Consider the following 26,539-nt stretch of genomic DNA (forward strand, 5'->3'; position numbering starts at 1 on the left):
AGCTTCCATGAAAATCAGAAACAACATTATCAATGATGTAAAGAGGTTAAGAAGAGAATTTCCTTTGCAAGACAGGATTGAATCTATAGAAGTTAGAACAACGAATACTTACACTTCTGTATTAAATTCATGGATTAAGGATGGTGTCGCCCCTCTTCCAGATGCCATCCCACCAGATGATCTGGAAACGCTTTTAACACTGGATGCAGTAGTCATGACCAATTCCGGCATTGGATGTTATCCATTCAGCGCTGCCAAAACAAGTATCAGCGCAAATTACCGCGAACATCAAATCTATGCGATGAATGCAATAGACGCACTCGCGATCCCGCTTTTAACTGGAACTGAGGTTGTCATAAAATCTCGATGCAGCCGTTGTGCTCTATCACTTACAATCAAATCTGACAGCTTGGGACAAATCAAGGAAGCAACGCCATCCGATACACAGGTTGAATACCGTCAGATATCAGCAAATCACACATCATGTTGTAATGATTTATGCCCTGGCATCACATTTATATGCGGATCTTGTGCTGAAATTACTATCAATCAAAATGACTTGATCACCCTGAAAGAAGCATCTGTTGTTGGTCGTGCCTTTTATCACTTCCAGTTATGCCTGACAAATCCATCAATACCTAATACTATGCCCTTAGATGCAGTATGATATGGCTCATTCAAAAAACAGCCCCCCTCAGTACAAAAAGAAAAGGCCCAGTGTAAAAACCAGGCCTTTTAAATTTTAAGCTTCAATCTCCGACAGACTTTATTGTTTTATATCACAACCCTACCAACCTGCTTCCCGCTCAGGCGTTGCCGATATCTTGTGTATTGAAAGATCTGCCCCGTTAAATTCTTCTTCTGCATCAAGGCGAATACCTACCATTTTCTTCAAAATGCCATAAACCAGAAAACCGCCAGCCAATGCAATTCCAACACCAAGTAGTGTGCCTAAAAGTTGCGACATGAAACTTACACCACCTATACCTCCAAGTGCTTTCATGCCAAATATACCTGCTGCGATTCCACCCCATGTTCCACATAAACCATGCAAAGGCCAAACACCCAGTACATCATCAATTTTCCATTTATTCTGTGTGACGGTAAACATCCACACAAACAAGCCACCAGCGATCAAACCAGTAACGAGTGCGCCTAGTGGGTGCATCAGATCAGAGCCCGCACAGACGGCAACCAGCCCGGCCAAAGGTCCGTTATGTATAAACCCCGGGTCATTCTTGCCAACTACCAATGCTGCCAGGGTACCCCCAACCATTGCCATTAAGGAATTCACAGCAACAAGACCACTGATTGCATTAATAGTCTGGGCTGACATGACATTAAAACCGAACCATCCTACTGTCAGTATCCACGCACCAAGTGCTAAAAATGGAATATTTGAAGGCGGATGAGCAGCCATCATTCCATTCTGGTGATAACGACCACGACGCGCGCCTAGCAAGACAACCGCACCCAGGGCAATCCACCCTCCTACGGCATGCACGACAACTGATCCTGCGAAATCATGAAACTCTGCACCGAAAGTTGCATTTAACCAACCCTGAATACCATAGTGGTGATTCCAGGCTATTCCCTCAAAGAAAGGGTAGACGAATCCTACAAGTAAAAAAGTTGCCGCGAGTTGTGGATTGAATCTGGCGCGTTCAGCAATCCCGCCCGAGACAATCGCCGGTATTGCAGCTGCGAATGTGAGCAAGAAGAAAAACTTGACCAAGTCATAGCCACTTTTTTGAACAAGGTGCTCTGCCCCTTGCATAAAATTTACGCCATAAGCAATGCTGTATCCGATGAAAAAATAGGCAATAGTCGAAACGGCAAAATCCGTCAGAATTTTTACCAGTGCATTAACCTGATTTTTTTTTCGTACCGTGCCTAATTCCAGAAAGGCAAATCCGGCATGCATCGCCAGAACCATGATGGCACCAAGCAAAATGAACAATACGTCATTATTTATTTTAAGTTCTTCCATATTTTCTCCAGACTAATCCAGCAGTACATAAGCAATAATTGTACCAAAACAACAACAATATGATTTAAAAGGAATACCATTAAAGCAGCACACTATTTTTAGTAAATCATGCTCCACAATAGTGCAAATACCGAAAAAATTGCACCAAATTAGTGCGAATTTATCAATAATATTTATTTACAATTTACGGCTGCAATTGCCTTGCTTCCAGCTCCATGCTATTTTTACACAAAACATGCATACGCAATATCCTGAGATGTTAATCGAAGCCTAGATTGAGCAACTTTAATCACAGTAGCCAATACTTAACACTAAGAGGCACAAGCGTAAATTGACTAACCTATCACCCAATACTATTTCAATGCCTGAAAACACATCGGATAACAGTTCAGTGAATGAGTTTATTTTCATTTCCAGGCAACCTATTTTCGATGCATCCGAGAAAATTATTGGTTACCAGTTACTGTTTCTGGAAGATCCTTCCAACCAGGAATCTCCTCCAAATACGCTTCGATCCAGCGCTCGACTGATTGCCAACACTTACAATAATTTTGGAATCCGCCAGGTTTTGTCCAACAAACTGGCTTTCATCCCTGTTTCAATTGATGCGCTGGTCAGTGATTTTCTTGATCTGTTACCACCCGACAATATCGTTCTGGAAATTTACCCTTCCAACATCAGAATTACCGAGCTGCTTGCCACCCTGAAAAATTTAAAGGAAAAAAAATATCGGTTTTCACTGCATAACTTCTCTTTTAGTCCCGAGCTGCTGCCACTATTCAAAATGGCATCTTATGCTTCCTACGACATTCAGAACAATTCGCTCGAAACCATTTCAAGAGAAATCAGACAAATCCAGCACCTGCCAATTCAACGTATTATCAGAAATATTCAAGGTTATCAGGAATTCAAGGAGCTTCATGAAAAGGAACCCCTTTTCAATTTATTTCAAAGCACTAACTTAGCCCCTCCTGAGACACAAACCATGAAACGCATGGACCCATCTACTATGCGTATCATGCAGCTATTTAATCTTGTTATGAGTGAGGCAGAATTCAATGTCATTGAAGAGTCATTCAAGCACGATGTAGCGTTATGTTACAGCTTGCTTTGCTATCTGAATTCAGCCGGATTTGGCATGCCATACAAGGTTGAATCCATACGTAGCGCCCTCATGATGATGGGTTATGACTTTTTGTGGCGCTGGTTGAGCCTGTTGATTTTTGCCGGCACAGATATCCATGCTGGTCAGCGCGTTTTACTCAATACTGCACTTATTCGTGGACGAATGATGGAACTATTAGGCCAGCATTCGCTAACCAAGAAAGATGGTGACCGTTTGTTTATAACGGGCGTTTTCTCAATGATCGATGCGCTAACTGGCATACCGTTAGAGCAAGTGCTGGCCAATCTCAATTTACCAGAAGACGTAACGCAAGCACTGCTTACGAACCAGGGAACCTACGCCCCTTATTTGGCGCTTGTCCTTTGCTTTGAAAAAAATGACATTCAAACAGCCAAGACGCTTTGCAACACCCTGGCAATTAATTTAAATGAAGTTACCGCCCATCATTTAGCCGCCATTGAGTGGGCGCGCAAACTAAGTTAAGTCAGACTAAATAACCTGTTTTCAGGTCAACCAGAAATTCAATTCTTGGCTGACCTGATCTTACAGAATCAAGCATCCAGTCCGTTACGGTGCGTGGTATTAATCACCTCCAGCAGTCGCTTGAACGGAATCGCCGGGCCATACATCCTCACTATAGACATATACGGTAAATCAATATCTGAAGGAAAGCTATACTGTTTACTGATCATGCTATCGTAGAGCGCACGTAATTGATGGTCCAGTGGATCAATAAAGGGAAGACTCGCTTCCATTTCTTCCATATCATCTTCGATACAAGCGCGCAATTCATCTACTTCATAAACCGCTTGATGGACAAGATCGATATACTCATCCAGTGTCTTGGGTGCTTTCATAAAAACGTTCCGTAAGATGTAATAAAAACAGGGGCGTTAAGCCCCTGCAATAAAAGACCATTAGTAAAAATGGTTATTTCTTAGATGCAATTTGTTCCAGTTTGCTAGCCTTGATAAGCTGTCCATCCAAACCGGCTTGTTTTGCAGAACCACCATAAGCTACGGTCATGAGTTGACTGTAGTATAGCACCGGGATATTGAACTTGGTGCCATAGCGCTTATTGACGTCACTCTGGTAAATTTCTACGTTAGCCTGGCAAAGCGGACAAGGTGTCACGATCATTTCTGCGCCATGATCATAGGCAGATTCAACAATGTCCTTGATCTGCTTCTGACTCTTTTCTGGTTCGGAAAATGCCAATGCACCACCACAACAAGTCACTTTCTGATCATAGGCAGCTATCGCTTCCCCCCCAACCATTTCAACCAGCTTATCCAGATAAACCGGATTCTCGAATGACTCGCCATCAATACCAAATGGGCGGTTAGTTTGACAACCTACGTATCCTGCAAACTTGATGCCTTCTAATGACTTCACCACTGGTTTTTTGAGTTCATCGTAACCGAAATCCTCAATCAGCACTTCAACCATATGACGTACATCTGCGCCACCTTTGTAGTTGAGACCTGCTTCTTTCAAAGCTTCATTGGTATCAGCCATGAGTTGTGAACTGGCATCCAGACGCTCTTTGGTTTCGCGAGCACCTAGCCAGCATGCAGCGCATGTTGCTACGATTTGCTGACCTGGCAAATTGTCTTCCGCCAAAGCAAAATTACGTGCATTCATAACGTGACGAGGCAACTCACCGCCTTCTGCATAGCCAATGGATGCGCCACAGCAATTCCAGTCAGGAATTTCTGTCAACTTAATATCCAGTGTCTCGCACATGGCGTTAACCGAAGTCAGGTAATTAGAAGCCGACGCCCCTTTCTGTGATGAACACCCTGGGTAAAATGCGTATTCTTTCTTTGCCATATTCTATATCTCCTCAGGCGGTGAAATTCTTACGACGCGCTTCAATTTCCTGCGCCTTCTTCAACATTGCATGAATACCTTTTTTGCCTTTGCATCCGTGCCCGCCAAAAATTTCAAATGGATTTAATCGCTTGGCTTTAAGCAAGCCCAAGCCAGCATCTTTCATCGCCAATGCGTTTTTTATGCCCTGAGAGAATCCGTCCTTGAAGTACAGTGCCAGAGAAAACTTCAACTCATTGATACGGCCATTCTGAATAGCGTTATTCCAGAACAACGTGCCCAATACCCGGGTAGGTTGGTTCTTTGGAGCCAATCCCAAACGGTGAGCATAATTTGCCAAACCGTGCATGATGTGGGTGATCGGCAATTTCCGTGGGCATCGTACGATACAGTTGTAGCACGAAGTACACATCCACATAGAGTCAGAGGTAAGCACTTCTTCGCGCTTACCTGCACGAATCATCATGAAAATTTCCTGTGGGGGATGTGCCCAGGCTGAGCCAAGCGGGCAAGAGCCGGAACATACACCGCACTGCATGCACATCTTTACCCAGTCACCTTCTTCAACTCGCTCGGATACCTCTTTCAGAAAGTTATTGCGGTACTTTTCAACTGCTTGTGTATTTGCATCACTCATTCTCGTCTCCTAGAAGCCTTTGAACGGGCTCATGCCGATCTCTTCGATCTTAGCCGCGTACTCATTGATTAATCGTGGTAACCGCTCTATATCTGTAATAGCAGCTTCAAAGGTTTGCACACGTTCAGGTTCCAACCCCATCCCTTTCAGAGTGTCATCAACTTTACTCATGCGGTAATTAGCTAATTCTGAACCTTTTACAAAATGACACTGATAGTCATCGCCATGTTTGCACCCCATCATCATTACGCCATCATATCCATTATTCAACGCGTCAGTAATCCAGATTGTATTGACCGAACCCAGACAACGTACTGGAATAATCCGGACAAAAGAACTGTATAACTGCTTGTTCATCGCCGCCATATCCAGTGCAGGATAGGCATCGTTTTCACATGCCAGAATCAAAATACGCAACTTTTCAGAAAACTCATCCGGCACTTCCACTGCCTTGATCTGAGAACCCACGGTATCTACAGAGTAGTTTTCAAACGAGATCACTCGAACCGGGCACGCTCCCATACACGTTCCACAACGGCGGCAACGTGACTCGTTAAACAATGGATAACGTTTTTCGTCTTCGTCAATGGCACCAAATGGACATTCAACTGTACAGCGTTTACATTGCGTGCAACCTTCCATACGGAAGCTAGGGTAGGACAAATCACCTGAGCGAGGATGCGCGGCACTACCGACTGCCGCATTTTCCATTGCCTGAATGGCTTTCATTGCCGCGCCTGTCGCATCTTCTACCGCCTGGGCGATATCCATCGGACGACGCACCGGGCCAGCAGCATAAATACCGGTTCGGCGGGTTTCGTATGGGAAGCAAATAAAATGCGAATCGTTAAAACCATATTTCAACTGCGGCAGATCAGGGCCTTGGCGGTAGGTCAGGTTAAGAATAGAAATCTTTTTCCCTTCTTGCGATTCCTGAGCATCCAGTGCCGTTAACAAGGCATCATCACCTGCCAAAGAAGCTGCTTCGGCCCTCAGCCGTGCTTCAGTATCCACACCAGAATTTGCTACTTGGCCTGTTGCAAGCACAACCAGGTCAGCATCAACTATGGCTGCATTTTCATCACCCAGAATCAAATCATGGAAGTTTACTTTGCAGGTATTGCCTGTGGCATCTACTGTAGAAACCTTACCTTTAGTAAAGGTCACACCCTTTTGCTGAGCGCTGCGATAAAAGTCTTCGCCGTTGCCGGGTGTACGCAGATCATCAAAAATAACGACTGTATCAATATCCGGATTCGCATCTTTAAAATACATTGCTTGCTTGATGCTGGTATTACAGCAGTTGCCTGAACAGTAAGGCAGATGTTTGCCTGTGTCATCGCGCTGACCAGCACATTGCACAAACACGACGCTCTTCACTTCACCACCATCGGAAGGGCGTTTGATTACCCCCCCATTAGCGGCTTTAGCCAATGCTTCCAGTCCAGCCTGATCAACCACATTTTTACTCTTGCCGTAGCCAAGCTCTGGAAGATTATTCGCATCGTAAGGTGTGAAGCCGGTAGCTTGAACAATCGCCCCAACTTCTTCAGTTATCGCAGCCGCACTTTCAGGGGTAATTTCCACGACAAATTTACCTGGCGCGCCACTTGTTTTGCTGGTTATCGCGTTGAGGTAAACCTTGATATTCGCATCCCCTTGCACCGCAGCAGCCAATTCTTCGACGCCGGTATCAACCGGATCTGAATAAGGGCTATGGGACGGTACACGCTTATACAATTGCGCCATCCAGCCACCCAGTTGCGGGGACTTTTCTACGATAACCACTTTATAACCCGCTTTGGATGCCTCAAGCGCAGCAGTCATACCTGATATGCCACCGCCAACCACCAGCATCTTCATATTGGTAGCCGCGTTTGGGTTGCCTGTTGGCAAGACCATTTTTTTCACTTCAGCGCAGCCCATACGAATATAATCTGCAGCCATTTCCTGTGTTTTTTCACGCGCTTCAACTGTATCTGGCTGAGTCCAGATCACACCTTCACGCAAATTGGCACGCGATACAGCCACATCTGTAAATCCAAAAGCCTCGGTTTTGGCACGACGTGAGCATGCACCTATCACAACGTGAGTCACCCCTTCGTTGGTAATATCATCACGGATCATTTGAACACCAGCAGCATTGCACAAAAACTCGTGCTCTTTCACCAATGGTACTTTACCTTCTTTTTGTGCGACCTTTGCTAATTCAGCGGTATCAAGGCGCTCGCCTAATCCGCAGCCTTGACAAATATAGGCTGCTAATTTCGTTTCTGCCATGACTTATCCCTCCACCCTGGCTACTTTGTTAATCACTTGGATAGCGCGTAAAGCACTCGCGGTTGCAGACTGGACTGACCGATTTACATCCAGAGGGTTTGATGCACATCCTGCGCCAAACAACCCACCATTAGATTCATCAGCTTCGATAAAACCACTCGAATCAGCCACAATTTCTGCAGGGATATTTGCCCCTTTGACACTAGGTTCCATTCCGACAGCCAGCACCACCAGATCATGTGCGTTTGCATAACGGTGATACCCTTCGGTATCTACACCGTGTAGCACTACATCACCGGTTTTTTCATCTTGCATTGCCTTGGCTACTTTTGATTTGATAAAGCTGACGGTTTTATCAGCCTGAACTTTCTGATAGAAATCTTCAAAACGATCAATTGCGCGAATATCAATGTAATAAATGGTTGATTTACCTTCTTCACCAAACGCTTCACGAACATAATTTGTCTGCTTCAGCGAGGCCATGCAACAAATACGTGAACAATGGCGCAAATGGTTTTCATCACGCGATCCCGCACATTGAATAAAAGCAACGTTTTTGGCTTCTTTACCATCAGATGGTCGCAGTATCTTGCCGCCCGTGGGGCCATGAGGATCTGATAAACGTTCGAATTCAACACTGGTAATCACATTTGAAAAACGATCATAGCCGTAAGGTTGAATTTTGCCTGCATCGTATGGCTTCCAACCTGTTGCCCATATTACTGCGCCCGCTTTGATTTGAACTGTCTCTTCCTGCATATCCAGTTCAATTGCATCGTATTTACACGCTGCTTTCGCTTTTTCACCATCGGCTGAACCAACGATGGAAGGATCCAGCACATAACGTTGTGGATAAGCCATCAAGTGCGGCAGATAAGCTGCTTTCACTTTGCTGAGATTATAATTAAACGGGTCTGGCACTTCGGTTTCCACAGCCTTACCGCATTCACCGCAAGCGGTACAGTTATCATTGACATACCGTGGGGTCAACTTGATGCTGGCAGTGTAATCTCCTTTTGAACCTGTAATTTCGGTTACTTCCGCCATCGTCAGGACGCGAATACGCTTATTCCCTTTTAAGCGTCGCAGGTTGATTTCCATCCCGCAAGTAGGATGGCACAGTTTGGGAAAGTATCGATAGAGTTGAGAAACCCTTCCGCCCAAACTGGGATTTTTTTCTACCAGGACAACATTTTTACCGCATTCCGCAGCTTCCAGTGCTGCAGTCATGCCGCTAATGCCGCCACCCACGACCAGAATGGTCTCGTTGGTTGCCACTACTTCTGTCATCAGGCCTCCTCCAAAAGTACCGATTTATTGCAGTTCCTGCTCTTTAGCCAGGACCAAAATGAAATCATTTGATTATTTTTAAACTTGATCGCCAAAGCGCTTGAATACGATGAACGCACCAAATATCCAAGCGTTCAGGATGATCAAATCCGTTTATAGACATCACTGAATATTACTCTGAAAACACAGGCCAAGCCACAGTGAGGAAGGTATTTGACGATTGAATCTTCTTATGCGCGAATAGAAAAAGTATATTCAAGCAGTAAATAAGCAAAACCAAATATTGAAATTACTACTAGATAAAACCTAAAGTGAATAGGCGATAAAAATAGAGATGGTACTTCAGGGAGTTTATATTTCAGGAGGAAGCAACTGCACCATGATTTTAAAATCCGATGCAATTGCAGCTTGAAAATACGCTCTAGAAATATTTAAAGCGTACAAATTTCAGGAGTTGGTTGTTGAAGCCTCTGGGGATCTTTCAGAAGTTGAAGATCCAGCATTCGCTACTTCAGCATCTGCCGGAACATCAAATACTGAAAACTCCATCGTCTCTAAATCACCAAGCACGTAAGTTGGCGGCGCACCCAAACCCGCTACTGTGCCGGGATTAACCATCAATGTCTTGCCACCTTTGATAGTAGGTACTAAGGAAATTTCGGCACGGTGATCGTGCCCGCAGCACACCAGATCCCAATCTCCGGTACATGCCATGGCGCGTGCGTAATGCGGGTAATGTACGATGAAAATATTGCGTCCACCGAGGACAATACCCGTGTCCTGCCCATAGTAATGAATCAGACCGTTCGATTCATGAGCAACTTTGTGCATCATGAACAGGTCACCCGTGTTGTTACCGTGAATAACATGAATTGGCAGGCCAACTTTTTTCAGTCCCAGCAAGGAACTTGGTGCCACTACATCACCGCAATGCAATATTACTTCAGCACCATGTGCTTTTGCCTCTACCGCAGCAGCAACCATTAAGCGGCGATTATCGTGACTATCTGATAGTACGCAAATTTTCATTGTTCCCACCGTGCAGATTTAAAAGTTTTCAACAAATTCAAAGTAACTCAAAACCATTTACCCGAGTAACTAGCTAACCAGCTAACCACTTTAGAACATTGGTTTTTCATCAGCATTCTTGTAACGGTCAACACCAGCCATAATTTCTACTTTTGCTTCTTCTGCCCCTACCCAACCTTCAACCTTTACCCATTTATTTGGCTCAAGGTCTTTGTAGTGTTCAAAGAAATGGGAAATTTGTGAAAGCAAAAGTGGTGAAACATCTTCGGGTGACTTCACATCTTTGTAGATCGAGCATAACTTGTCGACTGGCACCGCGATCAGTTTGGCATCCACCCCTGCTTCGTCAGTCATTTTGAGCATACCAACGGGACGGCAGCGTACTACCACACCAGTGATCAACGCTACTGGGGTAATGACCAGCACATCTACCGGGTCGCCATCTTCAGACAAGGTATGAGGAATATAACCATAATTGCATGGATAGTGCATGGCTGTGCTCATGAAACGGTCAACAAACATCGCGCCAGTTTCCTTATCCACTTCGTATTTGATTGGATCGCCGTGCATGGGGATTTCAATAATTACGTTGAAATCATTGGGCAGATCGCGCCCTGAAGTGACTCTGTCAAGATTCATTACACTTAACCTCAAATGGTATATTAGACAAAACGGGGAATTATACCAAAAATCAGCAAATCATACCTGCTTGAATTCATAGCACTTTCTTACAGCGACAACGTGATTAGTTGCCCATGAGCTTCGCCAGATGCAGTAAAAGCAGCACAACCAGCCATAGCACTAGCGTACGCCAGACAAGGCTCACTGCACTGTGCATGTAATCAAAGTCCGCATCTTCACCCACCCCTAGCTCTGGGCGAAACACAAGCTCACCATTCTGATGAATTGGATCACCCAATTTCACACCCAGCGCACCGGCTCCGCTAGCCAGAAGAATCCCCTGGGTTTTATGCATCCATAGCGCTGCCTGGCTACGCCAGCAATACACGGCATCTTCAAAGTCACCTACTATGGCAAAACTGATGGCAGTGAGCCGCGATGGCACCCAATCCATCCAATCAAAAATTCGCGTAGCAAATTTGCCGAATTCACCCAGATCATTGACCGACATATCACCCCATTTGCGAACCAGTATGGACGTTATCCGATATAAAACTGCTCCCATCGGCCCAAGTGGGCTCAGCACAACAAACCAGGCAATTGCTCCGAATATTTGTCGGTGAGAGCAAATAAACACCTGCTCAATACAGAGCCGAGCTATCTCGCCCTCGCTCAATTCGCCAGCGTCTTTGCCTGTCCACTTGGCTAACTGGCTGCGTGCCTGTTCAACATCATTATTTTTTAATGCTTCAGCAATAGCAGCATTGATATTGCTGAAATATTTAAATCCCATGGTGGCATACAGCACAACTGCATTCCAGGCCCATGCAAGAAACGGGCTGATCGAAAAGAGCAGGAAGTAAATAACAGTGACAATGATTACGGGTGGCAGAGCTGCCAGAATCCAGGCGATCATGCCGTGTTTATGCTGTTCAGCATTAAACTGCAGTTCCAGAAAATTAGTATAGCGCGTAAACAAATGATAAATCTGTAAACGGCTATTCAGCGGGTAAAAGTGCTCTACCAGCAGGGCCGCGATCAAAGACAGAAAACTCATTGGTATCCCTTAAATATCCATTTCAACAGTCAGTCCCTTATTCTGGTATATCTCCACGGTCGGCAATACCAGTTTCATTTGATGGGATTTCAAATATTCCGCTAAAGCTTTGTAAGCGATACTGGGTGCTATAACAGGATTCGCTTTAACATTAACCACCAGTACACGACGTGCAGGAATATCTGCCATCAGCAAAGGCTCACGAGCCTGAGCACCTGATTCAAGTATATACCCAGCCTGAGAATGGAGATCCTTTTTGGGTGTTATTTCAGGGTCGTTCTGCAAAACAGAAATCGGAGCATGGGCCGTGATATTTTGTTCCTTTAATATCTGATAAACACGATTCTGCTTGTCTATTAATTTGTCGTACCTTCCAATATGTTCAAGATACGCATAATGGTAGGGGCCTCTCTGCGTAATTTCAACGGTAGCCGAATTAAACGCGCCCATCATCCAGAAAACGATAATGATCGGCCCAATAAAAAACAATACAAAATAAATCCAATTTTTCTTCAACGAAACGCCCAACCCTTCAAACCAAATTCAGAAGATAACATATTCAAACAAGCATTGTCCCACATAGCGCTGGCGCTGTAACGATGGATTTCACGCTCATGAGAAGTCAGCTTATTCTATAATGATAAACAAAGTAATAAGCGCCAATCCAGTTTAACCATCTTTACAAGAGGCATACATGCAACGCTCTTTCTTTCTTTTCTTATTGATTTTTATTGGTTTTCCCACTTTTGCGGATAACCTGAGCAGCGTTTCAGTCAAGGTTACTCCTGTCAAAGTTGGCAATCATTCTTACTATGTCCAGGGATTACCCGGTGCAGCATCTTCAGCTAACCAGGGATATATGTCTAATGCAGGTTTCGTCATTACTGATAATAGTGTTGTAGTTTTTGATACATTAGGCTCTCCTCCGCTCGGTAAGGAACTGATAAAGGCCATTGGGAAAATCACAAAATTGCCAATCAAACGTGTCATCGTAAGCCATTACCATGCAGACCACATTTATGGTTTACAAGCATTTAAAGCCTTAGGAGCAGAAATCTGGGCGCATAAGCTTGGCAAGCTATACCTCAATTCAGAAGAGGCACCATTGCGCTTAACTCAAAGACGCGAAGAACTATTCCCCTGGGTAGATGAAAACACCAAACTATTGCCCGCAGACAAGTGGCTGGATGGCGATACTGACTTTGAAATGGGCGGTTTGCACTTTCAACTCCGATACATAGGACCAGCTCATTCTCCGGAAGACATGGCAATGTATGTGAAAGAAGACGGCGTACTATACTCCGGTGACATTGTATTCAAGGGGCGCGTGCCTTACGTTGGCAATGCAGATAGCAAAGCCTGGCTGGCTGCCCTTGATAAGCTGATTGCTATCAAACCGAAGTTTCTGATCCCCGGTCATGGCGCCGCTTCCAACACACCTGTCAAGGATATGACCTTAACCCGCGATTACCTTACTTACCTCAGACAAACCATGGGCAAAGCCGTAGAGAACTTCGAAACATTCGATGATGCCTATACACATACCAGTTGGAAAAAATATGAAAAATTGCCCGCCTTTGAGGCAGCCAACCGATCTAATGCCTACAACACCTATCTATTGATGGAAAAAGAATCATTGAAAGTAAAATAAACTTCAAGGAGGCAACCATGGATGTGAGCAAAAAAACACTTGGCACGCTATTTGAGCAACTCGGATTAAGTAATGATACAGCGGCCATTGAAGCTTTCATTCAATCGCACAATCTTCTGAATAGAGCAGGGCCAATTTGGGCTGAACCTTTCTGGACTCCTTCACAAGCCACTTTTCTCAAAGAAGCGCTTGAGCAGGACGCTGACTGGTCTGAAATTGTGGATGAAATGAGTAACCTCCTGCACAAACCCTAATACCTTGCCCCCCCCATAAAACAAACGAATTCATTACAAGAGATCAAATGTCTAATTTATACACTACCCTTCAACGTTCAGATATCGTTGCAGCTACCCACTCCGGTTCTTTTCATGCTGACGAAGTGCTGGCTGCGGCTGCGCTACGCCTTGTCAATCCGACCCTAACCATCCAACGCACGCGCGATCAGGCAGAACTGGATGCTGCAGATATTTTGTTCGATGTAGGACGCGTTTTTGACCCTGCAACATGCCATTTCGACCACCATCAACTGGAGTTCAAGGAAGCGCGAGAAAACGGCATTCCATTCAGTTCTTTTGGCCTGGTATGGCAAGAGTTGGGAGAGGCGCTATGCGGCTCAACAGCTGCAGCAGCCAGGGTAGATCGCTGGCTGGTACAGGGTGTTGATGCGATAGATTGTGGAGTTACTTTATGCAAAGAAACCCCGCCTGTAACAATCATGTCTATATCTTCAGTCATCGGGGGCTTCAATCCCGGCTGGCAGGATGACGCTTCAGCTGAAGCCAGACTTGCAGCTTTTGAACGTGCGGTTAGCCTGGCTAAAACAGTTCTGGAAAACGCAATTGCGGAAGCAAAAGGATTTGAAAAAGCACGTGCCATTGTGGCGCAAGGCACCCTGCTTGAAGACAGCCAGATACTGGTGCTGGATACCGATCTGCCTTGGAAAGAAATTGTATTAAGCTCTCCGGCTTATGAACACCTGCTGTTTGTTGTTTCCCCTGATTCCCAGGCAAAATGGCATGTAAATACCGTGCCAGATTATCCAGGAAGCTTCGGCAACCGCAAGCCGCTGCCTTTAGCTTGGGCCGGGCTGGACGATGAAAAGCTGGATGATGTCACAGGCATTAAAGGCTGCATTTTTTGTCACAGGGCACGCTTCGTAGCCGGAAACAAAACCAAAGAAGGGGCAATGGAAATGGCGAAATTGGCTTTACAGGAATAAACTTTTGCTATTTACCAGACCACCCTGCGGTCTGGTAAATACTTCTACATACTGACATTCACTCCATTAAATAAAGCGCTAATCATCCCGCCCCTTTCCTTGGTGCTTCCACTCTTTATTGCGCTCTTTCATTTCTTTACGCTCACGCTTATCCCATTCCTTGTCCCTCTTATCATAATACTTGTCTTTTTTACTACGGCGCACATCTTCGTTAATCACAATAAAATTATCACCACGGGATCGCATCCGCATCACCTCTTCAGGCGCATAGCCATAACGCTCAGAAATGAAACGCAAGTTAACCATATTGACTACGTCATCATCATCCAGCCTGATTTTTCTTTTGTTTTTATTTTTGTAATGGCCATAGGCATGGCCGTAAGGAGGACCATATACTTCCCTGACAGGCACATAGTAAATTTGAGGGTCAAGACCAAAGTGCAGCGTAATATCCATCCAGCTGCGTCCGCGCAAACGGTAATCAATAATCACCTCAGGCTCTACACGCGCCCTTTCAGCCAAAAACAGCACCACAGGGATATCATAGTCAGGGATTCGTCGCTCACGGATAAATACCACTTCCCTTTCAGGAACGCGATAATACTCACCAATGGCAAGGTAAAAATTGCTAATTCCGCCATTTCCAATTGAAACACCCACATCGGTACGAGTATCTGAAAATGCTGTAATACTGGTCATAAACAACGATACGGATAGTAGCAATTTCACTAATTTAAGCATGTGTACACCCCAACTGAGAATAAATTTCCGACATTCTAATTATGGACGCTCACAACCAGAAATGATTAAGATGAACAACATTTAATGACCTGTCGGCTTCGTCCAGCCTTAAATTGAGAATAAACCATGCGTGCTTCAAATGACCTCCGCACAACGCTTTACCCCAATATTGAACCCAATCTGACAGGTATGCTGCCTGTAGACGAAATTCATACACTTTACTGGGAAGAATCCGGCAACCCCGCCGGTGTCCCGGTAGTTCTACTGCATGGAGGACCCGGTGCCGGCACCAACCCTCAATTACGGCGTTTTTTCGACCCCGCCTATTACCGCATCATTCTGTTTGATCAGCGCGGCGCGGGGAAATCCATCCCTCACGGCGAGTTGCGCGCCAATACTACACCCAACCTGATTGCAGACATTGAAACCCTACGTAACTATTTAGGTGTGGAAAAGTGGCTTGTATTTGGCGGGTCGTGGGGCAGCACTTTAGCTATAGCCTACGCAGAAGCACATCCACAGCGTTGCCTTGGATTAATTCTGCGAGGTATTTTTCTATGCAGACAAAGCGAGATCGACTGGTTTTTATATGGCATCCGCAACCTGTTCCCAGAACCATGGCGACAATTTGCAGAATTCATTCCAGAAGCTGAACGTAGCGACCTGCTTGAAGCTTATTACAAACGTCTAATTGATCCAGATCCAGCTATTCATATGCCAGCAGCGCACCGTTGGAGCATCTACGAAGGTTCGTGCTCCACACTTTTACCCAGCCCCGAAACGGTTGCCAGATTTGGTGAAGATAATTTGGCACTGGGCATGGCGCGCATTGAAGCCCATTATTTCAAAAACAACATTTTTATGCCCAAAAATGCGTTATTGGAAAGTGTAGATCAGTTACGGAAAATCCCTGCGGTGATCGTTCAAGGAAGATATGATGTGGTCTGCCCTATTGTCACTGCCGATGAATTACATCAGGCATGGCTAGAAGCAGAGTATATTATCGTGCCAAACTCTGGGCACTCAGCAATGGAACCGAATACGCTTGCGGAATTAGTTGGTGCTACGGAGCGTTTTAAAAGAGTTTCTAAAGAGATATTTTGTAAAACATAATCACGGGCTTGAAAGCATGGACAAGAAAATATTACCAGAATTTTGTTTAAAGCAGGTACCAAGAAAAAAACTTTGCCCTCAGATTAACTATAGTTCCTGATATAAAACTATCCATCGGAACAGCAACCATTACATGTCAGGGGCAAGCTGCTTCAACAAAATTTTTATCTGAACGATAAGTTTGTCGCGGTGCTCGACAGTAGTCACAAAAACTCTGAAATCATTGTTTTGCAAATCGGCCGGCGCGGTACGCCGGTGCCAACAAAAAGTGCCTAAAATCCATTCTCCAACTCACTGCTAAGCTTGTAAAGCCCCTCCAATGCGCATACAATGCGCATTGGAGGCACCCAATGAAAACTAGTTATAACCTGCAAGCACGCAAACGCCCTGTCAATCTTTCACTCAATGAAGATTTGGTACTTCAAGCACGAGAGATAACCGATAACCTTTCAGGCATTGTTGAATCACTGTTGGCTAGTTTTCTGGAACAAGAACGTCAACAACGCCTGGCCAAAACCAAAACGGTAGAAGCCACCATTGCATGCTGGAATAATTTTAACGCCAAAATCGGTTCATTTGCAGACGATTATTCGACTCTCTGATGGCCCAATTCGACGTTCATCGGAACATAGGGAAAAACCGCGAAGCTATTCCATTTGTCGTGCTTGTACAATCATCACTCTTCGATAGCTACCGCCGAAGAGTTGTTATCCCTCTGGTACGCAAATCTTCGTTATCACTGATCAGTGATAAGCGCTTTAACCCCACTTTCACCATTGAGAAGATAGCTGTGGTTTTGCATCCTCTGGAGATTGTATCAATACCCGTTGAACAATTAGGTGAGTTTGTGGAATCACTTGCCAATGAAGGAAATAGCATCATGGACGCACTTGATGAGTTACTTACCCGAGCTTGGAAATAACAACCTAGTCACACAAATTTTCTCAATGTTCATTGACACGGCTTTTACAGCAATATCAGCAACTTTCCCCTCCGATTTTAACTTCAACTTTGCATTTCAACCATTCATCCCATCAGCCCGCGTTTACAAGGCTTTAACGAGCACAGTTTCAGACAAATTAGACTTGCTCTATGTGGCGATTCAAAAAGCAAATCATAAATATTGCTATAGTTATGACGGCGACGGTTTGTCTTTTAGAGTAAACTGCTCCAAAGTGAGCAATCTAATCAGGAATTGCCGAAAACTAAGAGCAAGAGTGAACCCGTTACCATAATGATATCGCTGCGCTCATGTATCCAGGTATTCACGCTCTTCCCGAAGCGAACCCTTCCTTCGAATATTCATTTCAAGCATCGACCTGGATTTTTTTACTTTAAACATGCCATAAAACTTGCCGCACCACTACATCGCATTGGCTGGAGAACAAAACTTGAACGAAAATACCCAACAGATACCCTGGTATTTTCAAATTGCTACGATAATACCCAAGCACGTATTTCTGAAAAGCATCGGAACCATGCTATTCATCGGCTTGTTTTTCGGTGCTTATTTTTATGTACTTAAAGTGCCAGCCTATCCAGCCACGATCATGCCAATCACCATTTTGGATCGCCTGATCGGTTATCAACCACTGGCGTTACCGGTTTATATTTCACTGTGGGTCTATGTTTCTCTTCCCCCGGCACTTCTTTCTACACGGAGGGAACTCTATGGCTATGGTATTGCTATGACGGGTACATGCCTGACGGGACTGATCATATTTTACTTCTGGCCCACTGCAGCCCCTGCTGCCCATGTTGATTGGTCTTTACATCCCAGCATGGATTTTCTCAAAAACATGGATACATTAGGCAATGCTTGCCCTTCGTTGCATGTGACTACGGCTATATTTTCAGGTATCTGGTTGCATCACTTGCTGCGCCGTTTTGGTGGGCCACAATGGATACTTATCTTCAATTGGGTGTGGTGCTTCGGGATCATTTATTCGACAATAGCCACCCGCCAGCATGTGGCGATGGATGTTTTGGCTGGCCTGGTAATGGGAGTCGTGGCAGCCTATCTTTCTATGCTGTCACCAGCAATGATAAACCGAAACAGTGCACCTATTAAAAACTGATCAACTTTTCACCATGGCCGACGAAATTTTGACATGTCACAAACACTGGCATTATTTATTCTGTAGCTTATAGATCGCCATGAACTCAGCGATACTGAGTTCTTTCACTTCTATCGCATCGAGCGACTGATTAGGTGCAAGCCATTCAAAATCATTTAAAACAACAGGTTGCTTCATAGCCATATGAACAGCTTGAGGTTCTTTTGTGGTAATTCTGTCTGAAATCCAGTTTAACATTTTTCACTCCAATTATTAGATATTGCAGCTTTGCTTCTTGCTGATAATTATTAAGCAGCAAGAAGCATGCCTATTTCTAAAAATTAGAGGAGCATTTCAGCATTAACCACCTAGTTTTACTGCATGCTCCCGCGTTGCGTGGAACACCACCTTGGGCCACCGTTCCTGAATGAGATTCAGGTTAACGCTGGAAGTCGCCAAATAAGCGAGGTTACCTGCTGCATCGTGCCCTACATGGGCGTACAGATTTTTTTCAAAGTCGGCCATGATTTTAGGGTCTTCGCAGGTTACCCAACGCGCGGTGTAAATACTGCTGCCTTCGAAAACCGCGTCTACCCCATATTCACCCTGCAATCGATGTGCTACCACTTCAAATTGAAGCACACCCACAGCACCCAGAATCAGTTCGCCGCCATGTACTGGTTTGAACACCTGCACAGCCCCTTCTTCGCCCAACTGCTGGAGCCCTTTCTGAAGCTGCTTGACCTTTAATGGGTTACGAATTCTAACCGTGCGGAACATTTCGGGCGCGAAGTAGGGAATACCGGTAAATTGCAGCGCTTCTCCTTCGCTGAAGCTATCGCCTATCTGCATGTCTCCATGGTTATGCAATCCGATAATATCCCCGGCAAAAGCTTCTTCTACCTGTTCGCGTTGCTGTGACATAAACGTGATTACATTGGAAATTTTGACGTCGCGGCCTAACCGCAAATGTCTGATTTTCATGCCGCGTTCAAACCGGCCTGAGCAAACGCGCAGGAATGCGATTCGGTCACGGTGTGCCGGGTCCATGTTGGCCTGAATTTTAAATACAAACCCACTGAACTTGGGCTCTTCTGGTGAAACATCACGGATTGTGGCATCGCGTGGTTGCGGTGCTGGAGCCCATTCAATCAAGGCATTCAGAATTTCCCTCACACCAAAATTATTGACGGCAGAACCGAAGAAAACAGGGGTTTGCACACCAGCGCGGAACGCTTCCAGATCAAACGGATGGGATGCGCCATTTACTAGTTCCACTTCCATGCGTAGCTGTTCCATTTCAAGCGGAAAAAGCTCGTCAAGACGTGGGTTATCAATACCTTTAACGACTTCAACTGTTTGTTTCTGCTCTGATTGCCCTGCTTCAAACAGTAGAATTTCATCACGCAGCAAATGGTATACACCACGAAACGTTTTACCCATACCGATAGGCCAGGTCACTGGCGCACACTGAATTTTTAGCACGGATTCCACTTCATCCAGCACTTCCAGCGGGTCGCGTACTTCGCGGTCCATTTTGTTCATGAAAGTCAAAATGGGGGTATTGCGCATACGGCAAACATTCAATAGCTTGATGGTTTGCTCTTCCACACCCTTGGCGGCATCAATCACCATCAGTGCGGCATCCACTGCGGTCAATACACGGTAGGTATCTTCAGAAAAATCCTGGTGACCGGGAGTGTCCAGCAAATTGATGACGTGATCGCGGTAATCAAACTGCATGACCGAACTGGCTACTGAAATTCCCCGTTGCTTTTCGATATCCATCCAGTCCGAAGTGGCATGTCGGCCACTTTTCCGACCCTTGACTGTACCCGCCATCTGAATCGCACCCGAAAACAGCAACAGTTTTTCAGTCAGCGTGGTTTTACCCGCGTCAGGGTGGGAGATAATACCGAACGTACGGCGACGCGCTACTTCCTTTGTGATCAAGGCTTGCGCGGGAGACTTGGAGCCGGTTGCTTCTGTGGTCATTGAAATCGTCTGAAAAAGGTATGAATTTTAAAGAAAAATGGGGACTAAGTCTAATCAATTCAATTGGATCGATAAAGCAATCACGCGAGCCTTCTAAAGCAGCCCCAATTTGGCAAGCTCTGGACGCACGGCCTCTTAACTTCAGCTTACAGTATCAGTCTCGTTCAGTGAAACCCAACCAATTATTACGTTGAGCCACCGCTACTACATCCGCATTATCCATCAGCGTCAGTACACATGTATCCAGAGGGGCCGCTTTCAGTACAGGATTAAACACCATCAGCTCATCGCGCCGAAATACGTGCAACTCCAGCGTTTCCCCTACGGGATAGCCACCTATGTTTTGTTCCAGATTACCGGATGCAGCACGAAGTCCATTGATTGCCATAATCACGTCCCCTGCGGCCAGCCCGGCTTCTTGTGCTGCCCCCCCATCGAACACATAGCTTAGTCTGGCGTCACCGCTACCCTGAATTTTCGCACCCAAGACGGCACGGGCTTTAGATATGTCTTCGGACTTCTTAGATGGCTTCCCACCCTTATCATTTTCTGACTCGGCAGCTCTTAACATAAACGCCACCCCGAATGGTGCCAACAATTCATTCAGTGGCAAATCTTCAGTGCTACGCAGCGCCTTATGAAAAAAATCTTGCAATGGCAGTCCTGTTACTTCCAGGACAATCTTTTCAACGCCCTCATCCGGTACACCTTTAAGGGGCAAACCGTATTCTTGCCACAAGGCGCGCATGACATCATCCAGCGATTTTTCCTGATTTGTGCCGCTACGTATGCTTAAATCCAGAGCCAGCGCTACCAGCGCACCTTTGGTGTAATAGCTGACTATGGCATTGGGGGCGTTTTCATCCTGCCGGTAAAATTTGGTCCATGCATCAAAGCTGGACTCTTCCAGTGTTTGCTTAAACCTGCCTTGGCTACGCCAAACACGGGTTGCGGTCTGTCCCAGCAATTCCAGATAACTCTCCTGCGTAATGAGCCCACAGCGCAACAGTGCGAGGTCATCGTAATAAGAAGTTATCCCCTCAAAAGCCCATAACAAGGGTGTATAGGATTCACGGCTTAATTCATAAGGTAAAAAGGCCTTTGGCTTGATCCGCTTTACATTCCATGTATGGAAATATTCGTGACTGCACAACCCTAAAAATGTGCGATAACCTTCACTGACTGCCAACTCATCTGATTTAGGCAGATCATCCCGGCTACACAACAAACTGGTAGAGGCTCGATGCTCCAGGCCTCCATATCCGTCACCAACTGCCATCACCATAAAAACATAGCGATCCATGGGTGCGGGTTCACCAAAGAAGCGAATATGGTGTTCGCAAATTTTCTTTAAATCGGTACACAAGCGATCCATGTCACTGCGATGGCGGCCTGTGATGATGATATCGTGAGGTACGCCACACGCCTCAAAAGTAGCAAGGGTAAATTCACCCATTTCCACTGGATGATCGACAAGTTCATCGTAATTTTCTGCCCTGTACAGCCCAAACCCATAAGGAGCAGCAGAATCTCGCGACATGGCTGTACCAACTCGCCATGACTGAAACACGTCTCCCACCGGTGGTCTGATATCCACGATACACGGCCGGTCTTCTTTACCCTGTACCATCAAAAAAACGCTGGTCCCATTAAAATAGCCATGAGTATTATCGAGATGAGCGGCACGTACTGACAAATCCCAAGCATAGACTTCATAGGTCAGCTTCATTGGGCCATCACATGGCGCACACTGCCAGGTATCTTTGTCCAGTTTTTTGGTCACAACGGGTTTCCCGTTGCATTCGGCAGAAAGCTGCACAATATTTTTGGCAAATTCTCTGATCATGTAACTGCCGGGAATCCAGGCTGGTAATGAAAAACGCTGACCATCCTCATCCGGATCAGAAACGATACAAACGATTTCGAATAAATGTGCAGCCGGATTTTTTGGATAAATTTGATACTGAATTGGGCTTAAATTAGTCATAATAGTCAGATGTTAATGCGTATTCTCTCAATAATTTTTCCGGTATTCGCTATTGCCGCAATTGGCTATGCTTATGGACGTTATAAACGACCTGACATGACATTTGCCAATCAGCTGAATATGGATCTCTTTGTGCCAGCACTGGTATTCAGTGCACTTGCCAGCAAGTCTTTTGATCTTGCTTCACACCAAAACCTGGCAATTGGCGCACTCGTCGTCGTACTGGGCTCCGGGTTACTTGCTTTGCCCGTAGCTAAGTGGCTCAAGGTGGATTATAAAACGTTTGTGCCGTCCATGATGTTCAATAACTCCGGCAACATGGGCATCCCGCTCATGGTGCTTGCCTTCGGGCAAGAAGCTTTGGCGGGCGCAATCATATTGTTCATCGTGGAAATGGCTCTGCATTTTTCGCTAGGCACGTATATTCTAGACCATCGCACCCGTTTCTCCCACCTGCTTCGCATGCCCATGATTATTGCCACATTGCTGGGTCTGATAGTTAGCTTTGCCAACTGGGAAGTGCCTTCCATGCTATCTATCAGCATTAAAATGCTGGGAGATATTGCCATTCCGCTGATGCTTTTTTCTCTGGGGGTTCGGCTTAATGTCGTTTCTTTGAAAGATTGGCGAATTGGTTTGTGGGGCGCGGCCTTATGCCCGATTTCGGGCTTGGCCATTGTTTGGCTCATAGCACCATTCCTCCATCTACCTCCCTTGCAGCAAAGCCTGCTATTAATATTTGGCGCCCTCCCCCCCGCTGTATTGAACTATATGGTCGCTGAAAAATATCAGCAGGAACCGGAAAAGGTGGCCTCCATTGTCATGTTAGGCAATTTAGGCGGTCTGATAGCAATGCCCATCGCCCTGGTGTTGGCACTTCAACCTGTCTGAATGAACCCCCCCAATAAAATATTAAACTCAACTTTGGCGCAAACAGGCCGTTATTAAGTCAATACAGCATGGTTACGATCAAAATCCAGCTTCATCAATAGTATGCTGGTGAAAAAATGTTGATACGGCATCTCACCGTTATCTCGAATTGAGGCTTACCCATGGGAAAATTAATTTCCTCACTACAACACACTTTAACTATTATCTCCTTTGGTCGCATAAAGGCCGCTACAGATATTCCGGAAGAGTCTGATATTACAAGCAAACAAACCTCACCAACAAAACGGCACGCCTCTGTAGATGATACAGAATCTGTAAACTCAACCAGTTTTTTAAAACGCAGCGTTGCTAAATTCAAAGGGATTTTCAAGAAGAATGCTGATAGCCCTTCCGATATCAGCAGTAAAAAATCTAAAAATGTCGCAACTGCCGATGATATCCCAACCCTGTCTGACACTGTACCTGCGACCCAGGAAGATGCGTTACTCGCAAGCACCATGGTTGTACCCTCGCCTGAAATCCCTTCAGAGCAACCTGATTCTTCAGAACCTGATGAAATGGAAGAGATGGCGGATATGGCGGACATGTCTGTGCTTTTCGAGACTACTTCGGTCAGCCGTCCAATTGAAGACACTGATATATCCGCACTATTTGAAAACAACGAGAGTGATGACATTTCGGAACTTTTCAGTTCTCCAAACGAAACAGATAGCGATGAAACTGATATATCACAGCTTCTCGATGCTAGTGACACTGTTGAAATCCCTCCTCCCAAAGAAGCAGTTGAGGACACCAAAATACCGCAATACCAACCAGTCAAGGAAATCAAAGAAAACGATCATCCGGAAATTGATGCAGAATCAGAACAAGAGGCATCATTTTTCAAACGTTTACTAGGAAAAATTTCCCTTCTGATCAAACGCCGTACAAAGACGGAAGAGGGGAAAGATCAAACAGAGCCGGAATCCGCTCTGGATTCCGATGGGGAATCTGATGAAACACCTTCCACATTCAAGCGTTTCTTTAGCAAGAAGATACTGATTATTGCTTTGGCTATTTTCCTGATTTTACTTGCCGCAGGCATTGCTACCTACGTCTTTTGGCCATCAAGCAAGCATCCGGCTTCAAAAGCAGGCAACCCTGAAAAAACGCATAAAACTCCCGATACAAGCGCGCCGGAATCACTAGAAAGCCGCAATAGGAAATTGGAAGAAGAGTACAAAAAACTCAAGGCAAAAAATACTGCCCTGCTTGAAGAAAACAAGAAACTGCAAAACCAGTCAGGCCAAACTTCTGACAATTCAGGGACGATTTTATCTTCTTCAAACGCAAATCGAAACACAAAATCTGGCAATGTGATGGATTGCGCAATCACTAGCAAAGAAGGTGCTGGTAAAACGTTAAAAGAATGTATTGATGCTTACAATGCAGGCAACTGATAACGCCGCATATTAGCCAATTGTTCAGTTCATGGCTTGGGATAGTAGAGAACGGTAGCGTGTAACCAATTCGCCCTCATTCCCCAACATGCCGAAAAGGGAAATCAAACCTTTGCGTCCTGCATCATCGCGGAATGCTCTGTCACGCTTTACAATCTCGAGCAAATGCCCCATTGCACTTTCATAATCATCCTGAATCAATTTCAACGCACTAAGCTGATAGTGCGCCAGGCTATTATCAGGCTCGCCTTCTAATATTTGCTCAAGGGTTTCGAGGTCTGGAGCATCCTGCGCAACACGGATGAATCCCACATGGGCAAGCAAAGTGCCTATTTCTGCATCATCTCTCACTTCAGATGGCAGATACGTCAGAAGATCTTCAGCTTGCGCAAAATCCCCCTTCAACACCAGCAATTTGGCAAGATCAAGAGGAATGCGAGGATTACTGGTATCATCCAGCGCCGCCTGCGCCAGCAATGAACATGCCTTGTCAATATCCCCATCCTGATAGGCGCGTAAAGCGATTGCGTGGGCCCTGTCAGAATCCCTGGCCACGAACCGATCAATTACTTTACGAAACTCAGCATCCGGATCGGCACCGTGAATCGTGTGCACCAGCTTACCGTTTCGGAAAAATTTCACTGTTGGCACACTGGTGACACCCAGGTCTTTGGACAACCTCCCCTGCTCATCTGTATTGACCATGACGAGCAAAAATTTGCCGCCATACTCTGTCGCCATCTTGACCAACCGCGGCATAAGCAACATGCAGGGCCCGGCACGAGGCGACCAGAAATGAACTAATACAGGTCCTTTTGCAGAGTTTTCCAATACCAGGGTTTGAAAATTTGCACCAGTTGCATCAAAAACATAGGGAGAATTATTCATAGCCGACTAAAGTAGCAAACCATCGAATCAGATGCAAGCCACATTGCGCAGCTTGCATCTTTGATTCTTAGCCAAACTGCTAAGACTGAACTACAAATAACTCCATGTCAGCAAGGTCAACACCATCAGAAACACCCAGGCTACCAACCCCGCTGCAAAAATAGAGCCGGACATCAGCAATGAACGACCTTTGTCTTTAAGATGAAATAACGCTGGTACTGCATAATAAATGACCGCAGCAGACCCTATCATGGCAGCAGAAGTTACTGCAATATTAAGCAGCAAATTGGGAACAAACAAGAACAAAGGCGCCAGCCACAACGGCGTCGGTGCTACTGCCGCTAATGTAAAAGCTTCGCGATAATGAGGCTGGATGCCGGCCACTTCTCCCAATGCTTGTATGACCCAGCCCATAATAGGGACGATGGCCAATTCAACCAAAAAGAAAATGGCAACAATCATTTGCAGCTTATTAGCTGAAAGCACAGGGAAAATCTGATCAGTGTACATAGTGCCTGCAAAATACACCATCAACGGCGGAATCAGTGACAGCGGTACAACATAAAGCAGATACAATTTCAGAATAGAGAGATGGCTGTGCGCAACATATTTCCAGCCAGAATGGTGCAAAAACAGTTTTGATAAAATAAGAGGATTCATAGAAAATCTCCTTAATTGAAACAAATTGTTTGGAT

Annotated in this window: 27 protein-coding genes; 11 read left to right on the top strand and 16 right to left on the bottom strand. The window is 45.4% G+C overall.

Annotated features, from left to right (window positions below):
* Window positions 1–7 precede the first annotated feature (7 nt).
* The gene (merB, locus tag EDC63_RS04565; RefSeq protein WP_124948305.1) at window positions 8–667 is read left to right on the top strand and encodes an organomercurial lyase; all 660 of its coding nucleotides are present in this window, start codon (window positions 8–10) and stop codon (window positions 665–667) included.
* A gap of 120 nt (window positions 668–787) precedes the next feature.
* On the opposite strand, the gene EDC63_RS04570 is transcribed toward merB, so the two are convergent.
* The gene (locus EDC63_RS04570; protein WP_124948306.1) at window positions 788–1,990 is read right to left on the bottom strand and encodes an ammonium transporter; all 1,203 of its coding nucleotides are present in this window, start codon (window positions 1,988–1,990) and stop codon (window positions 788–790) included.
* Window positions 1,991–2,351: 361 nt separating this feature from the next.
* Here EDC63_RS04570 and EDC63_RS04575 point away from each other — a divergent pair, with 361 nt between their 5' ends.
* On the top strand, window positions 2,352–3,599 hold the full coding sequence (locus EDC63_RS04575; protein ID WP_124948307.1) for an EAL and HDOD domain-containing protein: 1,248 nt from the start codon (window positions 2,352–2,354) through the stop codon (window positions 3,597–3,599).
* Window positions 3,600–3,667: 68 nt separating this feature from the next.
* On the opposite strand, the gene EDC63_RS04580 is transcribed toward EDC63_RS04575, so the two are convergent.
* From EDC63_RS04580 to EDC63_RS04620, 9 genes are all read right to left on the bottom strand, one after another.
* Complete coding sequence (locus tag EDC63_RS04580; RefSeq protein WP_124948308.1) at window positions 3,668–3,973, bottom strand: hypothetical protein; 306 nt, start codon at window positions 3,971–3,973, stop codon at window positions 3,668–3,670.
* Between the two features lie 73 nt (window positions 3,974–4,046).
* A complete protein-coding gene (locus EDC63_RS04585; RefSeq protein WP_124948309.1) occupies window positions 4,047–4,949 on the bottom strand; it encodes a CoB--CoM heterodisulfide reductase iron-sulfur subunit B family protein in 903 nt (300 codons plus the stop codon).
* A gap of 13 nt (window positions 4,950–4,962) precedes the next feature.
* The gene (locus EDC63_RS04590) at window positions 4,963–5,586 is read right to left on the bottom strand and encodes a 4Fe-4S dicluster domain-containing protein (protein WP_124948310.1); all 624 of its coding nucleotides are present in this window, start codon (window positions 5,584–5,586) and stop codon (window positions 4,963–4,965) included.
* A gap of 9 nt (window positions 5,587–5,595) precedes the next feature.
* Window positions 5,596–7,866: an FAD-dependent oxidoreductase gene (locus EDC63_RS04595; protein ID WP_124948311.1), complete on the bottom strand. Its 2,271-nt coding sequence runs from the start codon at window positions 7,864–7,866 to the stop codon at window positions 5,596–5,598.
* Window positions 7,867–7,869: 3 nt separating this feature from the next.
* A complete protein-coding gene (locus tag EDC63_RS04600; protein WP_124948312.1) occupies window positions 7,870–9,156 on the bottom strand; it encodes a CoB--CoM heterodisulfide reductase iron-sulfur subunit A family protein in 1,287 nt (428 codons plus the stop codon).
* Window positions 9,157–9,603: 447 nt separating this feature from the next.
* Window positions 9,604–10,185 carry a metallophosphoesterase family protein gene (locus EDC63_RS04605; RefSeq protein ID WP_124948313.1) on the bottom strand — a complete coding sequence of 194 codons (582 nt, stop codon included), beginning with the start codon at window positions 10,183–10,185 and terminating at the stop codon, window positions 9,604–9,606.
* Between the two features lie 90 nt (window positions 10,186–10,275).
* Entirely contained in the window at window positions 10,276–10,824 is a 549-nt protein-coding gene (gene ppa / locus EDC63_RS04610; protein WP_124948314.1) for an inorganic diphosphatase, read from the bottom strand.
* Window positions 10,825–10,930: 106 nt separating this feature from the next.
* The gene (locus EDC63_RS04615; protein WP_124948315.1) at window positions 10,931–11,863 is read right to left on the bottom strand and encodes a CobD/CbiB family protein; all 933 of its coding nucleotides are present in this window, start codon (window positions 11,861–11,863) and stop codon (window positions 10,931–10,933) included.
* Window positions 11,864–11,872: 9 nt separating this feature from the next.
* Window positions 11,873–12,379: a GyrI-like domain-containing protein gene (locus tag EDC63_RS04620; protein ID WP_124948316.1), complete on the bottom strand. Its 507-nt coding sequence runs from the start codon at window positions 12,377–12,379 to the stop codon at window positions 11,873–11,875.
* 178 nt (window positions 12,380–12,557) lie between these two features.
* Between EDC63_RS04620 and EDC63_RS04625 the strand changes: the two genes are divergently transcribed.
* Genes EDC63_RS04625 through EDC63_RS04635 form a run of 3 tightly spaced genes read left to right on the top strand, consistent with a single transcriptional unit; the run spans window position 12,558 to window position 14,733 of the window.
* A complete protein-coding gene (locus tag EDC63_RS04625; RefSeq protein ID WP_124948317.1) occupies window positions 12,558–13,514 on the top strand; it encodes an MBL fold metallo-hydrolase in 957 nt (318 codons plus the stop codon).
* 17 nt (window positions 13,515–13,531) lie between these two features.
* Window positions 13,532–13,768, top strand: a complete 237-nt coding sequence (locus EDC63_RS04630) for a DUF2789 family protein (protein WP_124948318.1) — start codon at window positions 13,532–13,534, stop codon at window positions 13,766–13,768.
* 47 nt (window positions 13,769–13,815) lie between these two features.
* Window positions 13,816–14,733, top strand: a complete 918-nt coding sequence (locus tag EDC63_RS04635; RefSeq protein WP_124948319.1) for an MYG1 family protein — start codon at window positions 13,816–13,818, stop codon at window positions 14,731–14,733.
* A 78-nt stretch (window positions 14,734–14,811) separates the two neighbouring features.
* Here EDC63_RS04635 and EDC63_RS04640 read toward each other — a convergent pair whose 3' ends face one another.
* Window positions 14,812–15,474, bottom strand: a complete 663-nt coding sequence (locus EDC63_RS04640) for a hypothetical protein (protein WP_124948320.1) — start codon at window positions 15,472–15,474, stop codon at window positions 14,812–14,814.
* Window positions 15,475–15,600: 126 nt separating this feature from the next.
* On the opposite strand from EDC63_RS04640, the gene pip reads away from it, so the two are divergent.
* The 4 genes from pip to EDC63_RS04660 all read left to right on the top strand — a co-directional run bounded on the left by pip (window position 15,601) and on the right by EDC63_RS04660 (window position 18,665).
* Complete coding sequence (gene pip, locus EDC63_RS04645) at window positions 15,601–16,587, top strand: prolyl aminopeptidase (RefSeq protein WP_124948321.1); 987 nt, start codon at window positions 15,601–15,603, stop codon at window positions 16,585–16,587.
* 350 nt (window positions 16,588–16,937) lie between these two features.
* Window positions 16,938–17,189 (top strand): type II toxin-antitoxin system CcdA family antitoxin, encoded by a 252-nt coding sequence (locus tag EDC63_RS04650; RefSeq protein WP_124948322.1) that lies wholly within the window; start codon window positions 16,938–16,940, stop codon window positions 17,187–17,189.
* Window positions 17,189–17,509, top strand: coding sequence for a CcdB family protein (locus EDC63_RS04655; protein ID WP_124948323.1), 321 nt, complete (start codon window positions 17,189–17,191; stop codon window positions 17,507–17,509). The genes EDC63_RS04650 and EDC63_RS04655 overlap by 1 nt, the downstream gene beginning before the upstream one ends.
* A 469-nt stretch (window positions 17,510–17,978) precedes the next feature.
* On the top strand, window positions 17,979–18,665 hold the full coding sequence (locus tag EDC63_RS04660; protein WP_124948324.1) for a phosphatase PAP2 family protein: 687 nt from the start codon (window positions 17,979–17,981) through the stop codon (window positions 18,663–18,665).
* A 51-nt stretch (window positions 18,666–18,716) separates the two neighbouring features.
* On the opposite strand, the gene EDC63_RS04665 is transcribed toward EDC63_RS04660, so the two are convergent.
* The 3 genes from EDC63_RS04665 to EDC63_RS04675 form a co-directional block, all read right to left on the bottom strand.
* The gene (locus EDC63_RS04665; RefSeq protein WP_124948325.1) at window positions 18,717–18,902 is read right to left on the bottom strand and encodes a hypothetical protein; all 186 of its coding nucleotides are present in this window, start codon (window positions 18,900–18,902) and stop codon (window positions 18,717–18,719) included.
* Window positions 18,903–19,004: 102 nt separating this feature from the next.
* Window positions 19,005–20,639, bottom strand: a complete 1,635-nt coding sequence (locus EDC63_RS04670; protein WP_124948326.1) for a peptide chain release factor 3 — start codon at window positions 20,637–20,639, stop codon at window positions 19,005–19,007.
* Window positions 20,640–20,793: 154 nt separating this feature from the next.
* Window positions 20,794–22,626 (bottom strand): M61 family metallopeptidase, encoded by a 1,833-nt coding sequence (locus tag EDC63_RS04675; RefSeq protein WP_124948327.1) that lies wholly within the window; start codon window positions 22,624–22,626, stop codon window positions 20,794–20,796.
* A 15-nt stretch (window positions 22,627–22,641) separates the two neighbouring features.
* Here EDC63_RS04675 and EDC63_RS04680 point away from each other — a divergent pair, with 15 nt between their 5' ends.
* Together EDC63_RS04680 and EDC63_RS04685 are read left to right on the top strand one after the other, a co-directional pair.
* A complete protein-coding gene (locus tag EDC63_RS04680) occupies window positions 22,642–23,517 on the top strand; it encodes an AEC family transporter (RefSeq protein ID WP_223248501.1) in 876 nt (291 codons plus the stop codon).
* Between the two features lie 161 nt (window positions 23,518–23,678).
* Window positions 23,679–24,956, top strand: coding sequence for a hypothetical protein (locus EDC63_RS04685; protein ID WP_124948329.1), 1,278 nt, complete (start codon window positions 23,679–23,681; stop codon window positions 24,954–24,956).
* Between the two features lie 24 nt (window positions 24,957–24,980).
* Here the strand turns inward: EDC63_RS04685 and EDC63_RS04690 are convergent, their stop codons facing one another.
* A complete protein-coding gene (locus EDC63_RS04690; RefSeq protein ID WP_124948330.1) occupies window positions 24,981–25,844 on the bottom strand; it encodes a tetratricopeptide repeat protein in 864 nt (287 codons plus the stop codon).
* A 90-nt stretch (window positions 25,845–25,934) separates the two neighbouring features.
* Window positions 25,935–26,504, bottom strand: coding sequence for a Yip1 family protein (locus tag EDC63_RS04695; protein ID WP_124948331.1), 570 nt, complete (start codon window positions 26,502–26,504; stop codon window positions 25,935–25,937).
* Window positions 26,505–26,539 lie beyond the last annotated feature (35 nt).

The organism is Sulfurirhabdus autotrophica, assembly GCF_004346685.1.
Taxonomy (GTDB): domain Bacteria; phylum Pseudomonadota; class Gammaproteobacteria; order Burkholderiales; family SMCO01; genus Sulfurirhabdus; species Sulfurirhabdus autotrophica.

Bases quoted from the DNA above. Each gene is read 5' to 3' on its own strand.
- merB (WP_124948305.1), top strand. From the start codon at position 8: ATGAAAATCAGAAACAACATTATCAATGATGTAAAGAGGTTAAGAAGA.
- EDC63_RS04570 (WP_124948306.1), bottom strand. From the start codon at position 1,990: ATGGAAGAACTTAAAATAAATAATGACGTATTGTTCATTTTGCTTGGT.
- EDC63_RS04575 (WP_124948307.1), top strand. From the start codon at position 2,352: ATGCCTGAAAACACATCGGATAACAGTTCAGTGAATGAGTTTATTTTC.
- EDC63_RS04580 (WP_124948308.1), bottom strand. From the start codon at position 3,973: ATGAAAGCACCCAAGACACTGGATGAGTATATCGATCTTGTCCATCAA.
- EDC63_RS04585 (WP_124948309.1), bottom strand. From the start codon at position 4,949: ATGGCAAAGAAAGAATACGCATTTTACCCAGGGTGTTCATCACAGAAA.
- EDC63_RS04590 (WP_124948310.1), bottom strand. From the start codon at position 5,586: ATGAGTGATGCAAATACACAAGCAGTTGAAAAGTACCGCAATAACTTT.
- EDC63_RS04595 (WP_124948311.1), bottom strand. From the start codon at position 7,866: ATGGCAGAAACGAAATTAGCAGCCTATATTTGTCAAGGCTGCGGATTA.
- EDC63_RS04600 (WP_124948312.1), bottom strand. From the start codon at position 9,156: ATGACAGAAGTAGTGGCAACCAACGAGACCATTCTGGTCGTGGGTGGC.
- EDC63_RS04605 (WP_124948313.1), bottom strand. From the start codon at position 10,185: ATGAAAATTTGCGTACTATCAGATAGTCACGATAATCGCCGCTTAATG.
- ppa (WP_124948314.1), bottom strand. From the start codon at position 10,824: ATGAATCTTGACAGAGTCACTTCAGGGCGCGATCTGCCCAATGATTTC.
- EDC63_RS04615 (WP_124948315.1), bottom strand. From the start codon at position 11,863: ATGAGTTTTCTGTCTTTGATCGCGGCCCTGCTGGTAGAGCACTTTTAC.
- EDC63_RS04625 (WP_124948317.1), top strand. From the start codon at position 12,558: ATGCAACGCTCTTTCTTTCTTTTCTTATTGATTTTTATTGGTTTTCCC.
- EDC63_RS04630 (WP_124948318.1), top strand. From the start codon at position 13,532: ATGGATGTGAGCAAAAAAACACTTGGCACGCTATTTGAGCAACTCGGA.
- EDC63_RS04635 (WP_124948319.1), top strand. From the start codon at position 13,816: ATGTCTAATTTATACACTACCCTTCAACGTTCAGATATCGTTGCAGCT.
- EDC63_RS04640 (WP_124948320.1), bottom strand. From the start codon at position 15,474: ATGCTTAAATTAGTGAAATTGCTACTATCCGTATCGTTGTTTATGACC.
- pip (WP_124948321.1), top strand. From the start codon at position 15,601: ATGCGTGCTTCAAATGACCTCCGCACAACGCTTTACCCCAATATTGAA.
- EDC63_RS04650 (WP_124948322.1), top strand. From the start codon at position 16,938: ATGAAAACTAGTTATAACCTGCAAGCACGCAAACGCCCTGTCAATCTT.
- EDC63_RS04655 (WP_124948323.1), top strand. From the start codon at position 17,189: ATGGCCCAATTCGACGTTCATCGGAACATAGGGAAAAACCGCGAAGCT.
- EDC63_RS04665 (WP_124948325.1), bottom strand. From the start codon at position 18,902: ATGTTAAACTGGATTTCAGACAGAATTACCACAAAAGAACCTCAAGCT.
- EDC63_RS04670 (WP_124948326.1), bottom strand. From the start codon at position 20,639: ATGACCACAGAAGCAACCGGCTCCAAGTCTCCCGCGCAAGCCTTGATC.
- EDC63_RS04675 (WP_124948327.1), bottom strand. From the start codon at position 22,626: ATGACTAATTTAAGCCCAATTCAGTATCAAATTTATCCAAAAAATCCG.
- EDC63_RS04680 (WP_223248501.1), top strand. From the start codon at position 22,642: ATGCGTATTCTCTCAATAATTTTTCCGGTATTCGCTATTGCCGCAATT.
- EDC63_RS04685 (WP_124948329.1), top strand. From the start codon at position 23,679: ATGGGAAAATTAATTTCCTCACTACAACACACTTTAACTATTATCTCC.
- EDC63_RS04690 (WP_124948330.1), bottom strand. From the start codon at position 25,844: ATGAATAATTCTCCCTATGTTTTTGATGCAACTGGTGCAAATTTTCAA.
- EDC63_RS04695 (WP_124948331.1), bottom strand. From the start codon at position 26,504: ATGAATCCTCTTATTTTATCAAAACTGTTTTTGCACCATTCTGGCTGG.